Below are 12,595 nucleotides of genomic sequence, written 5' to 3'. Positions count from 1 at the left end.
AGGTAAAGATTAGGTAAAGGATAAGACAAACCGGGTTCTTTCGCTTTTCTCGTCCGATTCTGCGAAAACAGTCCAGCCGTGGGCTTCTGCAATAGCCTTTACTATGGAAAGCCCCAACCCACTGCCGCTGGTTTCCCTGGCACTGTCAGCACGGTAGAGCCTGTCAAACATCCTGGAAAGCACATCATCCTTTACAGAGCCAATGTTTTCGATCGAACAGGTCAGGGGTTTGCCATTCTCACTGCAGGTCACAGACACCTTTACTTCCCCCTGCTTCCCGTAGCGGATTGCATTGGAAATCAGGTTGTCAATAATCCGTTCAAACAACACCTGGTCGGCAGTCAATGATGAAGGGGGAATATCGAGGACAAGGGAAAACCCTGCCCTTTCAATTTCCGGGCCCAATTTCTCCGCTATCCGTGAAAAAAACGGGGGAAGGGAAAAGGATTGCAAAGTCGGGGAAAAACCTGGGGTCTCGATTCTGGTAAGAAGTGCCAGACTTTGAACAAGTGCCTCCAGTTTTACATTTTCCGACAAAAGCCGATTGAGGCGGTTGGTATCGGGAGCAAAAATCCCATCAAGCATGGCTTCCAATTGTCCACGGACTACCGTAATGGGGGTTCGTAGGTCATGGGCAACATCTGCAGCCCATTGCCGTCTCAAAGCCTCTTCGTTTTTCAAATTTTCCTGAAGCACGATGGAAGCCTTGGAAATCTGGTTGAATTCCAGTACAGGACAATCAGGGATTGCTACATCACGATTACCACTTGCCATCCGATTAAGGCTTACAACAAGGGAAGCTGCTTGTTTTTTAAGTGGACGCGAGAAAAAAAAGGCAAATACGAAAGAGAGCACAGCTGCCAAAAAGGCTCCCCAAAGGAGTAATTGACGGGCAGCACTAAGCATCATCCTGTTGGAATCCAATTCATTGAAAGCCGGCATCACCGTGCTATAGCGGAAAGCCAAAGAACCATCTGAAAGCAGTACATCATACCATTCGTTCCCTTCCATCATGACATTCTGCAAAAAATTCCTTGCCATTCCAGAGCCTTCCCCTTTGCGGTAGTAATAGGCAATCTGGCCATCAGGACCAGTTACTACTATCCACGAAGGACTGAAAGGCATCGAAGAAAAGGCCTCACTCAACCTTGCTGTCGTAACAGGGGCACCTTCCTGCCGAGCCTCGTTCGCAACTGCAAGGAGGTTTTCTTCAATATAGGAATGCAGGGAAGCGGTCTCGGAAATCCGCCAGGACTCGAGTATCTGTTCACTGCCAAAATAGAGAAGCAGGGAAAGAACCAGGGAAAACATTACAAGGGAAAGCAACACAAGTACCAGCATGCGGGCAGACAGGCCCTTCATATAGGTAAAAAGACGAGAGCTTATTCTTTGTTTCATTGGTTTTGCGATTCCTCCACCGGTTCGCCCATAAACTTATACCCGAACCCCCTGATAGTCTCAATCCAGGCAATTCCCCCAAGCTTGGCCCTGAGGTTTTTCAAATGGGTATTCACCGTCCGCTCCGAACCATCATGGGCATAGTCGAGGCATTCCCCGAGAATTCGTTCCCTGCTTACCAAGACCCCTGACTTCGTAGAAAGCCAATAAAGGATTTTCCACTCTACCGCTGTCAGATGAATAGACTGCCCATCAAGCAGGACCACATGGGAAGAAGTATCGATAACCAAAAGATGACCATCGGTTTTCCAGGATTGCACAGCATGTTTTTGTATTTCCGATTGTACTGCATGGCCATCCTTCTCCACCCTTCTGAGAATAAGCTGAACTCTCAAAACCAGTTCGCGGGGAGAAAAAGGTTTTACGATATAATCTTCTGCCCCGAGTTCAAGACCCATAATACGATCGCTTTCCGATTCCCTTGCGGTAAGAAACAAAAAAGCAGTTTCCGGTCTTTCCGTGCGAATTTTCTTTGCAAGTTCAAACCCGTTTCCATCGGGAAGCATTACATCAAGGATACAGAGCTCAGGAGGTATGAAATCGAAGGCCTCCAATACCCCGGCGACCTGTGCAAATTCTTTTACCGTATAGCCGGAAATCTCCAGATAGGCCCGTATGGTTTCCCGTATGCTGTCATTGTCTTCAACTACATATATCATGGTTCGATTGTACGCTCTGTACCTATCAAGGGCAAGTTTAAAACCATACTAAGAGCATTGGCAAAACCCATCTTTACCTAATCTTTACCGACTCTCCCCATTTTGTGACATTACCGGTCCTATACTGGGAATATATACAGAGGAGGAGATTCGTATGCATCTACCACTACCAAAGAAAACAGTCCTTGTGCTTCTCTTATTAAGCTTTGCTGTTTCAGCTCTTTTTGCCTGTGAGATGGTTTTTCATCTATCGGGACCAGATTCTTCAAATGTGAGGGTGCTTCCTGGCTCAACAATAGCTTTGCAACAAGGGGCGGAGTACTCTTTGCAAGTTGAATTCACCGAAGATCATCGCAATTGTACGATCCCCCCTGAAGATACCCTGTTTTTGCTGGATGGTTCCAAGTGGAAAACAAGCAAGACAAACCTGGATTTAGTACTTTTGCAGGATATCCGATGGGAAGAAATGTCGCGTTACCTTAATTTCTGCACTCTTTCATTCACGGCAGACAAAAAAGGTCAGTCAGTGTTGCAGATAATCAGGGATTGCAGAAAAGGAGGGTATGATGAGTCATTCACCTTCTTGGTTGGCTAGGCTGAAAAAACCCAAGGCAGTCCGTACGACAGTGCAGGTTGTGGTTTTTTTCTCTGCCCTACTCCTGCCTGTCGGAATTTTCCATATGATCTGTCCTTTCGGGGGAATAGAGACGCTTACACGCCTGATTCCCCAGGGTCTGTATGTTCCGAAAACAGGCTTGGTGAACCTCATATTGCTTGGGACCGTCCTTCTCTTTGCGGTCATTGCCGGCCCAGTATTTTGCGGTTGGCTCTGCCCACTGGGTAGCATCCAGGACTGGATGCGATCCTTGGCAAGGAAATTAAAGATAAAACCAATAACTGTTCCAACTCGAGTAGACTTTGTTTTGTCATTTTCCCGCTACCTGTTACTCTTTTTGATCATCAGGGCAACCTACCTGAGCTTCAACCTCGTATTTCTAAAAATTGACCCCTATTATGCCCTGTTGCATTTCTATACAGGCGAGGTAGCACCTGTTGCCTTACTTGTGCTTGCGCTGGTGTTGCTCTCTTCCCTCTTCATCGAACGGCCCTGGTGCAGGTATCTCTGTCCGCTCGGCGCACTGCTGGGACCTTTGGGAAAAATTAGCTTTCTCAAGGTAAAAAAACCCTCAGCAACCTGTATTTCCTGTGGCGCTTGTTCACGAGCTTGTCCTGTAGGCCTCGATCCTGCAAAGGATCTGGTGGTCAAAAGTGCCAGATGTATCCGCTGCGGTCTTTGCGAAACGGCCTGTCCCCCCAAACTAAAGACAAGCAGGCATTCCTTTACCATATTTTTTGTAGCAGCACTGTTGTTGGTAGCTGTTTTTTTCACCACGGCACAGTTCACGGTGCAATCGGGGGAAAACCTGCAGGTGAATTCTCCCAACGTTGCGGTAAAACCCCAGACAACCTTAGAGGAACTAGCAGGAAACAGGCAAATGGACCTTGCCGAAATCTATGCCTTGCTCGAACTACCGCAAAATTATGATGAGAAAACAGAACTTGTAGATATCGAGGATGACTATGCAGACAAAACTTGGAGTTGGATAGAAACAAAACTGGAGCTTTAGCCTGTTTTTCCGTTTCTTTACTGTCTATAGGTGGGTACATGCCAAAACAGGGGTTCGACGCAATTCGCCGAACCCCTGTTCTGTAGAAATTCTTTTCAGTCTTGCAATGGAGTAGTATAGGAAATTGCAATACCGCTCATTGAATAGACAGAACCAACAAGTGAAGTCTGTTTGGCTCCTGTAAACGAATCGGTAATGACATTGAAGGTGTCCTCTGAATCGACAAGGATATTGACCACATCGTCCGCTGAAGGATATTTGATTTTTGCCTGCTGGAGCAATTCCCTATATCCCGCTGTGCCCTGACTCGAAACATATGATACCCTTCCCAGGACAGTATAAGGACCCTCGGCTGGGAAAGAGACCGAGGCTGAATAGGGAGTGATGCGTTTTTCACTGGTCATGGTAGTACAGCTTGAAAACAGCATGAGGATACAGACAGAAACAAGTAGCAAATACAGTACGAAATGTTTTTTCATGGGAAACTCCTAACGTGAGATTTCCTTCATGCTATAAACAAAAACGTCCCTTTGCTATATTTAACAACTGAAAGCTAGTATCCTTGCGTACATAATCCTTGTTTTTTGTCTTTCTCACTCAGTAGGTACCAATAGTGTGAACCTATGCCATGTTCATAGCCTGCTAGCAAAGCGATCAGGGCTAAGCGACGCTAACAGGTACTTTTGCGGATTACCAGATCGCTGCTGCTAATGCGAATCTTGATATTACCGGGGTTGTGTGTCGTGATCTCATCATTAAGCAGCAAAACCGCATAGCGGCCTATCATGGTGCGCTGCACATGCACAGTCGTCAGGGGAGGCGTACAGGTGGCGCTCAAATAGATGTCATCAAACCCGACTATTTTGATATCCTCCGGTATTTTGTATCCAAACTCCTGCAAAGCTTTCATACACCCGATAGCAAGGGTATCGTTGTCAGCAAACAAAAATTTTGGGATAGGCGCCCCATTTTCCAGATATTTTTTCATACCGGAATAGGAACCACTGAGCGTAGGTTCAAGCAAAAACATTCCCGCGGCATTGAATTGAAGGCCAAAACGCTGCACAGCTGATCTGAACCCCCTTGCCCTTTCCTCAAAGTTCTGCGCCTGGAACAAGCTATGGATATATCCGATTTCCGGGGGATTCAGTGTCGAGAGATGTTGCACTGCGATGTTTACCATCTCTTCATTGGCCATAGTGATGGAATTACAGGGGAAATTCGGCATCGAATTATCGATTACTACATAGGGTACTTGGATTTTTTCAAGGATAGGATAGTCACAGGTGTCGAGTTCAGTCCCAATGACAAAGATGCCATCGACAGATGCATAATCTATATTCCTGATTGCCGCCTCAAGGTTCTTGCTCTCTACCTGGATGCGTAATGAATAGTTATAATAACTGCACTCGCACTCAATGGAATCCATAATCCTGGATATAAAGCCTGCGTTTTCCTCAACAAGGAACCCTGTCTTAATAAACTTAAGGAACAGAAGATCCTTGCGCACTTGTTTGGGATGCTTCTTCCGTTGGGTAGTTGAATAGTTTAGTTCGTTTAGTAACTGTAATATTTCTTGTCGCTTAGTTTCACTGACACCGGGTTTATTGTTCAACACGAGAGAGATAGTAGCTGGCGATACATTGGCAATATGTGCGATTTCTCTGATTGTCAAAATTGATTCCCCTATATTATATGAAATTGGCAAACATTATGGAGCAAAAACAAAAGCTTAAGAAGAACTAAACAATGCCTGTTTTGTTTAGTATAATAAGCCATATGTGTTTGTTTGTCAAATCTAAAATATTGCGCGATACCTAGATAATCATGAGGTTTTTTTCGGAAAATATTGTTTGACAGCTAAACATAACCCTCTTATACTTTCATAAACAAATGAACTTAATTAACTTAAATTATTTGTTTGTTTAGTATTTTACGGAGGTTCACATGAAAAAAAAGATGTTACTTGCTTTAGCACTCCTGATGGTTGTTGCTACCGCCACATTTGCCGCCGGTTCTAAAGAAACCGGGTCAACCGAGAAAAGCTACAGAATTGCAGTAGTTCCAAAACTTACCAGTATTGCCTGGTTCCAAAGAATGGAAGTCGGGGTAAAAGAGTATGCAAAAGCTACTGGCGTAGACGCTTTCTACACTGGCCCCTCCGAAGGCGATGGTGCTCTCCAGGCCCAGGCAATCGAAGACTTGATTTCACAGGGTGTTGATGCAATCTGTGTTGTTCCTTTCTCAACCGAAGCTCTTGAGCCTGTCCTCAAGAAAGCAAGGGCTGCAGGAATCGTAGTTATCTCCCATGAAGCTTCTAGCATGACCAACATCGATTATGATATCGAAGCATTCAACAATGCAGAATATGGCAAGCATTTCATGGACCTTCTCGGACAAATCACTGGCGGAAAAGGCCAGTACATTGTAACAGTCGGTTCTTTGACCAGTGAATCACACAATCAGTGGGTCGACGCCGGCATTGCTTTGCAGAAGCAGAAATATCCTGGAATGAGCCAATATGGTGATAAGATTGAGACTGCAGACAACCAGTCCACCTCGTACAACAAGGTGAAAGAAGTTTTGACCGCCAATCCGAATATCGCTGGTATCCAGGGTTCTGCTATGCCTGACGTAGCTGGTGCCGCCCTTGCCGTAGAAGAGCTTGGACTCGCCGGAAAAGTCAAAATTGCAGGAACTTCCCTTGTTTCTGTCGCCGGTAAATATGTAAAAGACGGCACAATTGAAATGATTTCCTTCTGGGATCCAGCCCTTGCAGGAAAAGCCATGGTACAGCTCGCTGTCAAGGTTCTTAATGGCGAACAGATTACCACAGGTGCCAATCTTGGTGTTACCGGTTATGAAAACCTTACCCTCAACGGAAAGGTTCTCAATGGACAGGCTTGGATTGACGTAACCAAGGCTAACGTTGACGATCCTGCCTATGCTTTCTAATTCAATCAAAACTATTTGATTGTAATCAGTATCTGAAATTGGAGAAAATACTCGACCTAAATGCATAATTTACCAGAGTATTTTCTCCATACTATCGACCAGTGGTTTTTGCAGCTAACTAAGCGCTTGGGGGAATTATGCCTAGCAGTTTTTTAAGAATGGAAGGCATTTACAAGGACTTTACCGGGGTAAAGGCTTTGAAAAATGTCGACTTTGAAATCCAAACAGGAGAGATCCATTGCCTTGCCGGTGAAAACGGTTGCGGGAAATCGACCTTAATCAAGATTATCTCAGGGGCACATGAGGCCTCAGGCGGAAAGATTTTCATCGAAGGATCGGAGATACATAAACTCTCCCCCATTGTATCTATCAAAAAAGGCATTCAGGTTATCTACCAGGATTTTGCTGTATTTCCCAATTTGACGGTTAGTGAGAACATTGCCATGAACAAAGCACTCATGACCGACCAGAAGACGATGAACTGGAAAAAAGCCAGGAGTCTTGCCTTGGAGGCAATGGAGAAAATTGGGGCTCACATGGATCCTGACATGCTTGTCGAACGGTTGTCCGTCTCGAATAAGCAGATGGTTGCCATCTGCAGGGCAATTATCAATGATGCAAAGCTCCTCATCCTTGACGAGCCGACAACAGCCCTCACGTTCCGCGAAGTCGAAATGTTGTACGATGTATTACGTAATCTGAAACGGAAGGGAATGGCAGTGGTGATCGTAAACCACAAACTAGACGAAATTTATGAAATTGCAGACAGATTGACTATCTTGCGCAACGGGGAGAACGTTGCAACCGGCAAGATCGGTGAATTCGACCGCAATCGTTTCATACAGTGCATGACAGGTCGTGAGATTGTTGACTCATTGTATGAACCGGCCCCAAGCGATGAAAAGATCCTCCAAGTAGAGCATCTTGCGCTCCATGGCGCTTTCGAGGATGTTTCCTTTATCCTTAACAAAGGGGACGTGCTGGGAATCACAGGATTGCTCGGGTCTGGGAGAAGTGAAGTCGGGGATGCTCTCTTTGGCATATCCCCTGCCGATAGCGGCACTATCAAATTGAATGGAAAAGAAATTACGATCAAGTCAATCCATGATGCGACAAAACATCGCATCGGGTATGTACCGGAAGACCGTTTGACCCAGGGATTGTTCCTTACACGCTCCATCAGGGACAATACAGTAGCAGCCTCCATATCCAAATATCTTAAAAAAGGAAGGATAGACACCGCAGAGCTCGATGAGGTTGCAAAACATTGGATCAAGAAAATCGGTTGTGTCGCATCCTGTACAGAGGCACCGATAAAGACACTTTCAGGCGGCAATGCCCAGAAGATGGTCATTGCAAAATGGATGAATACAGAACCTGATTTGCTTATCCTCAACGGCCCGACAGTAGGAGTCGATATCGGATCAAAATTCGATATCCATACGATCTTGCATGAATTGGCTGCTTCAGGGGTCGGGATAATCATCATCTCCGATGATTTGAGCGAACTGTATTATAACTGTAACAAGCTGGTGATTATGAACCAGGGAAAATCTTCCGGGCTTTTCGAGACGAAGACACTCTCTGAGGAACAACTCAGCACATTGCTACATGGTGATATCACGGAGATGAAGAATGAATAACAGAATCAAAACACGGCTTCTGACCAATGAAGCAATCGTCGCCTATACTATCATTGTCCTATCTTTGCTTATCGGATTCATCAATCCGGCCTTCCTTGAATTCTCCACGGTAATCACCTTGTCAAGGGCAATGCTCATTACCTTGATTTTTGCCATCCTTGAGATGGTGATTATCATTTCGGGAGGGATTGATGTCTCATTCCCGGCTATCGCCTGTTTTTCTTCCTATGCGACGCTCAAACTCATCCTGCACTTCCAAATCGACAGTATCCTTTTCTTCTATATTGTTGCAGGGGTCATTGGGATTCTCTTCGGTTTGCTGAACGCTTTTCTGATAGCAAAGCTCGATTTACCGGCCTTGATCGCCACATTGGGGGTAAGCAGCGTTGCAAATGGTGCTACCCTAGCCTTTTTAGGGACGAATGAATATTCAAACATCCCCGAGCACATCGACAGCCTTTCAAAATCATTCCTGTTTTCCTATCAGAACAGCAAGGGTATCACCTTCCAGATGACCTCTTTGATCCTTATTCCAATTGTGCTGCTGCTAGTGGTATTCATCTTCTTGAGGTTCACTACCTTCGGAAGGGGGATCTATGCAATCGGGGGAGATAAAAACGCTGCCCGAATTGCCGGATTCAATATAAAGAAAATCCAATACACTATTTATATGGCCGCAGGGTTCCTCTCTGCAATAGGAGGCGTCACCTACACGATCCTCATGAGACAGGGAAGCCCACAGAACCTGATGGGTGCAGAGATGATGGTAATCGCTGCAGTTGTCGTAGGGGGAACGCGTATCACCGGAGGTCATGGAACGGTTATCGGCACATTGCTGGGAGTTCTGCTCATCGCCTTGGTACAGAACAATCTGATCATGGTTGGGGTTCCCGTTCATTTCCAGACGTTTGTGGTCGGCTTGATCATTGTCCTTGGAACAGGCATTACCTCGATTCGGGCTAAACATATAGCGAACAGTTCCAAGGTATAAGGAGAATACGCATGACCAAACCTAACACGGCCTTCTTCAAAAAGGCAAATAAAAATAATCTAATGCTCGCTTTGCTAGGAGTTGCCATTTTTGTCATCATGGCAATCATATCCCCGAGGGCGTTTTTAAAACCAGCCAACCTGCAGGGCATGAGTGTTCAGTTTCCTGAATTCGGGATTCTTTGTTTCGGAATGATGCTCGCTATGATTAGCGGCGGCATCGACCTCTCTTTGGTAGGGATTGCCAATCTTTCAAGCATTGTGGCAGCAACGATCATGATTCATTTCGGAGGTTCAGTCTATTCGGTGCTTCTGGGAATCCTGGGAGCCTTGCTTGTCGGGGCCTGCTGCGGGGTTTTCAACGGGTTTTTAATCGGATATCTGAAGATTCCTGCAATGCTTGTAACCTTGTGCGGTCTCCAGCTCTTTACTGGCTTGGGCCTTGCCATAACGCGTGGACCCGCCATGACTGGCTTGCCGGAAAGCTTTGGTAAAATTGCAAATGGCAGCTTGATCGGGGGAATTCCCAATACGGTCATCCTCTTTATCATCGTTTCAGTAGTCATTGCCTATCTGCTTAGATCTACTGTATATGGTCATCAGCTCTCTTTTATGGGCACCAATGAGATTGCTTCCCGGTATTCTGGGATCAACAATTTGAAGGTTACCATCTACACCTACATGGCTAGTGGTATTCTGGGGTCAATCGGGGGAATTTTGATTTCCTCGCATTACAATTCTGCAAAGTCAGATTACGGGAAGTCCTACACTTTGCTTACCCTGCTTATTGTCGTACTGGGGGGAACCGACCCCAATGGAGGCAAGGGAAATGTGCTTGGAGTCGCTCTGGCAGTCGTGGTACTGCAAATGGTTTCGAGTGCTTTCAATATACTGAGGGTTAACTCGTTTGTAAAAACCTTCGTTTGGGGCCTTATCCTGATCGGCACCATGGTAGTTTCGAAAATCGTTGAATCTAAGAAGTCGGATAGATAAAGGAGTCATTAAGATGAAAACAATCAAAGCTAAGCAATTGTCTAAAGAAGCCTTCAATGAGTATGGGAGTTTCTATAACCTTCTGGAACCCAGAGGGCACAATTTGGGAACATTCTATCATGACCATGTACTGTTCCCGGTAGCAGGGAATAAGGTAGTGGGGTTTTCCGCCCTTGTCTGCGCCAAAGGGGAAAAGATGGTCATCAGTGCAGCTGAATACCACAATACTACAGGGGAGATGATCCTTTCACTCGATGGGGATGTAATCGTACATGTAGCCCCGCCTTCCACCAAGCCGGTTCCAGAATTGACCGAAGCATTCTATGTCCCGGCTGGAACCTTGGTGAAACTCAATGCAGGAGTCTGGCATCTTGCCCCGTTCGCTGTAAACACCGAAGTGACCCATCTCATGATTGCCCTGCCTGAGCGTACCTATATGAACGACTGTGTCGTTGTCGAATATCCACTGGAAGACCAGATAGAAGTCATTCTATAAGTATCAGAATAAGAGGAATCCACATGAAGAAGATTATCAACAAGCCGGAAAATTACGTTAACGAGATGCTCAAAGGCCTCTATGTAGCACATCCTGATCTCATTACCTATACGAACGATGATGTCAGATGCCTTGTTACTGCCAACAAGAAAGAAGGCAAGGTTGGCCTTGCAACCGGTGGCGGTTCAGGCCATCTCCCCCTATTTCTCGGCTATGTAGGCAAAGGAATGCTCGACGGATGTTCCGTTGGTGACGTTTTCCAGTCCCCAAGCGCTGAACAGATGCATGCAGTGACTAAATACATCGATGGTGGGGCTGGAGTTTTGTACATCTATGGCAATTACAATGGCGATATCTTCAACTTCGATATGGCAGCCGAAATGGCTGACTTTGAAGATGATATACGTGTAGAAAGCCTGGTAGCCGGCGATGATGTCGCTTCTGCAGGTCCTTCTGCCCCCGGGGAAAAGAATACCCGACGTGGCGTTGCCGGCATTGTGTTTGTATACAAGGTAGCTGGGGGCGCAGCTGATGCCATGCTCAGCTTGGACGAGGTAAAGAGAATCGCAACAAAAGCTGCGGCAAATGTCCGAACTATGGGTGTAGCCCTAACCCCTTGTATCGTTCCTCGCGTCGGGAAGATGGGATTCTCCATCGGAGACGACGAGATGGAAATCGGGATGGGCATTCATGGGGAAACAGGAATCCGCAGGGGCAAACTCGAAACTGCTGATGAGATTACCGTTGAGATGCTGGACCAAATTCTTGCCGACTTACCGTTTTACAGTGGAGATGAGGTCGCTGTCCTGGTAAATGGACTGGGAGCTACCCCTCTCGATGAGCAGTACATTGTAACCCGCAAAATTGACGAACACCTTGCAGGAGTTGGGATCAAAGTACATCGATACTATATCGGTGAATATGCAACCTCCCTTGAAATGGCTGGATTCTCAATTTCCCTTATGAAACTCGATGACGAATTGAAAACGTATCTTGACGCACCGGCACAGACACCGTTCTTTGTTCAGTTGTAAAAGGAGGAACTATTGATGGACAATTCCATAATCCGTTCATTTCTTGAGCAGGCTGCCTCAATTATGGTGGAAAACAGAGACCGCCTCATCGACCTTGACAGTGTCGTTGGGGATGGCGATTTAGGACTTACGATGTCTGATGGGTTTGTTGCAGCTTTCCAGGCAATTCAGGACAGCGAAGAAGCCGATGCAGGCAAGATGCTTTACTTTGCGGGGAAAGCCATGTCTACGGCTGTCCCCTCTACAATGGGAACGCTTATGGCATCTGGCTTGATGCAGGCAGGGAAAGTATTGAAAGGCAAAACCACACTGGTTGCAACAGACTTCATTGATTTGTTCCAGGCCTATTTCGACGGTGTCGCCAACCGTGGGAAAGCAAAGATCGGAGACAAAACGTTCCTCGATGGCCTAAACCCGGCAATTGAAGCTTTGAAAGATTCGATTGGTGAGGGAAAGACATTACAAGAAGCCTCCCAAGATGCTTCGCTCGCTGCCCAGAAAGGCTATGAGGCAACAGTAGGGATGCTTGCAATCCATGGAAGGGCTGCCACCCGTGGAGAAGCTTCCAGACAATTGCTAGACCCGGGAGCTGCCGTTGCTGCCTTATTGATGAAGGCCTTTGCCGTAGCACTGCAATAACGTTCAAGTAATTGAAATAGCAAAAGGAATGGTTCAGACTACACTGATCCATTCCTTTTTATAGGATATCGTTGTTTTTTACGACGAAAGAGGATGACAG

13 protein-coding genes are annotated in these 12,595 nt (G+C 46.1%); 9 read left to right on the top strand and 4 right to left on the bottom strand.

All coding sequences use genetic code 11. The features are described 5' to 3' along the window. Positions 1 to 9: 9 nt before the first annotated feature. The gene (locus tag SPIGRAPES_RS00940; protein ID WP_014268904.1) at positions 10 to 1,398 is read right to left on the bottom strand and encodes a sensor histidine kinase; all 1,389 of its coding nucleotides are present in this window, start codon (positions 1,396 to 1,398) and stop codon (positions 10 to 12) included. Further along, positions 1,395 to 2,117 (bottom strand): response regulator transcription factor, encoded by a 723-nt coding sequence (locus tag SPIGRAPES_RS00935; RefSeq protein WP_014268903.1) that lies wholly within the window; start codon positions 2,115 to 2,117, stop codon positions 1,395 to 1,397. Before SPIGRAPES_RS00935 ends, SPIGRAPES_RS00940 begins: the two co-directional genes overlap by 4 nt. A 154-nt stretch (positions 2,118 to 2,271) precedes the next feature. On the opposite strand from SPIGRAPES_RS00935, the gene SPIGRAPES_RS00930 reads away from it, so the two are divergent. Together SPIGRAPES_RS00930 and SPIGRAPES_RS16370 are read left to right on the top strand one after the other, a co-directional pair. Next, entirely contained in the window at positions 2,272 to 2,712 is a 441-nt protein-coding gene (locus SPIGRAPES_RS00930; RefSeq protein WP_014268902.1) for a hypothetical protein, read from the top strand. Then, positions 2,684 to 3,745, top strand: coding sequence for a 4Fe-4S binding protein (locus tag SPIGRAPES_RS16370; protein ID WP_014268901.1), 1,062 nt, complete (start codon positions 2,684 to 2,686; stop codon positions 3,743 to 3,745). Before SPIGRAPES_RS00930 ends, SPIGRAPES_RS16370 begins: the two co-directional genes overlap by 29 nt. A 95-nt stretch (positions 3,746 to 3,840) precedes the next feature. Here SPIGRAPES_RS16370 and SPIGRAPES_RS00920 read toward each other — a convergent pair whose 3' ends face one another. After that, positions 3,841 to 4,224, bottom strand: a complete 384-nt coding sequence (locus SPIGRAPES_RS00920; RefSeq protein ID WP_014268900.1) for a hypothetical protein — start codon at positions 4,222 to 4,224, stop codon at positions 3,841 to 3,843. A gap of 191 nt (positions 4,225 to 4,415) precedes the next feature. Beyond that, positions 4,416 to 5,420, bottom strand: coding sequence for a LacI family DNA-binding transcriptional regulator (locus tag SPIGRAPES_RS00915; RefSeq protein ID WP_014268899.1), 1,005 nt, complete (start codon positions 5,418 to 5,420; stop codon positions 4,416 to 4,418). 272 nt (positions 5,421 to 5,692) lie between these two features. On the opposite strand from SPIGRAPES_RS00915, the gene SPIGRAPES_RS00910 reads away from it, so the two are divergent. The 7 genes from SPIGRAPES_RS00910 to SPIGRAPES_RS00880 all read left to right on the top strand — a co-directional run bounded on the left by SPIGRAPES_RS00910 (position 5,693) and on the right by SPIGRAPES_RS00880 (position 12,495). Further along, the gene (locus SPIGRAPES_RS00910; protein ID WP_014268898.1) at positions 5,693 to 6,700 is read left to right on the top strand and encodes an autoinducer 2 ABC transporter substrate-binding protein; all 1,008 of its coding nucleotides are present in this window, start codon (positions 5,693 to 5,695) and stop codon (positions 6,698 to 6,700) included. 137 nt (positions 6,701 to 6,837) lie between these two features. After that, entirely contained in the window at positions 6,838 to 8,343 is a 1,506-nt protein-coding gene (locus SPIGRAPES_RS00905; protein ID WP_014268897.1) for a sugar ABC transporter ATP-binding protein, read from the top strand. Further along, entirely contained in the window at positions 8,336 to 9,334 is a 999-nt protein-coding gene (locus SPIGRAPES_RS00900) for an ABC transporter permease (protein ID WP_014268896.1), read from the top strand. The genes SPIGRAPES_RS00905 and SPIGRAPES_RS00900 overlap by 8 nt, the downstream gene beginning before the upstream one ends. 11 nt (positions 9,335 to 9,345) lie before the next feature. Further along, positions 9,346 to 10,326: an ABC transporter permease gene (locus SPIGRAPES_RS00895; RefSeq protein ID WP_014268895.1), complete on the top strand. Its 981-nt coding sequence runs from the start codon at positions 9,346 to 9,348 to the stop codon at positions 10,324 to 10,326. A 13-nt stretch (positions 10,327 to 10,339) separates the two neighbouring features. Continuing rightward, a complete protein-coding gene (locus SPIGRAPES_RS00890) occupies positions 10,340 to 10,822 on the top strand; it encodes an ureidoglycolate lyase (protein ID WP_014268894.1) in 483 nt (160 codons plus the stop codon). A gap of 23 nt (positions 10,823 to 10,845) precedes the next feature. Then, complete coding sequence (locus SPIGRAPES_RS00885) at positions 10,846 to 11,856, top strand: dihydroxyacetone kinase subunit DhaK (RefSeq protein ID WP_014268893.1); 1,011 nt, start codon at positions 10,846 to 10,848, stop codon at positions 11,854 to 11,856. Between the two features lie 15 nt (positions 11,857 to 11,871). Further along, entirely contained in the window at positions 11,872 to 12,495 is a 624-nt protein-coding gene (locus tag SPIGRAPES_RS00880; protein WP_014268892.1) for a dihydroxyacetone kinase family protein, read from the top strand. Positions 12,496 to 12,595: the final 100 nt, after the last annotated feature.

Origin of the sequence: Sphaerochaeta pleomorpha str. Grapes, from assembly GCF_000236685.1 — a bacterium.
GTDB lineage: Bacteria > Spirochaetota > Spirochaetia > Sphaerochaetales > Sphaerochaetaceae > Sphaerochaeta > Sphaerochaeta pleomorpha.
Note: the sequence above shows the minus strand (reverse complement) of the source record. Positions and strands in the feature narration are given on the sequence as shown.